Annotated in this window: 1 protein-coding gene; it reads right to left on the reverse strand. The window is 55.7% G+C overall.

Annotation, left to right across the window (positions count from 1 at the left end; genetic code table 11):
* A partial coding sequence (locus J5M71_RS27105) for a hypothetical protein (RefSeq protein WP_207838596.1) occupies window positions 1–521 on the reverse strand: 521 nt, incomplete at both ends.

Consider the following 521-nt stretch of genomic DNA (forward strand, 5'->3'; position numbering starts at 1 on the left):
CCCGGGTACAGTCCCAAATGGTACTTCCAGATACGGTTACCGGGCGACTCATTACCAATCCTGGTCTGGTACAACCGAAATACTCCGTCTACACCATATGTCGAAGGCGTTTCCGCTTCTACAGTCACGCTGCTGTAATGAACACTGGCAGGCGTGGTTCCGTTACTGAGGATCGTCTCGCCATTCACGGACAGGCGCGCACCGATCTCAGTCGTTCCGGCGCTCGATGAGGAAACCCAGAACGTACGAACCTGTGGATGAACGCTGTCATTCTCAAGATCATCGTCGTGCCTGTCTTCGGCGTCAGGTGCAGGACGTGCCTCACGCGTAAACCGCCCTTGGACTGAGCTCGCGACCCAGCCATCGCGCAAGGTCTTGCCGGTCGCGTAATGAATAAGCTGGATGCTTTCCATTACATCTGCGGGTACATGCATTGCGTTGCCGTCGGCGTCCACTCCGGCAACGAGTACTTGAACTTTGACCTGCATTCGGCCATTAGCGACAAGTGCCCTGCTTTGAGT

Origin of the sequence: Pseudomonas sp. 43(2021) (assembly GCF_017490805.1) — a bacterium.
Classification (GTDB): domain Bacteria; phylum Pseudomonadota; class Gammaproteobacteria; order Pseudomonadales; family Pseudomonadaceae; genus Aquipseudomonas.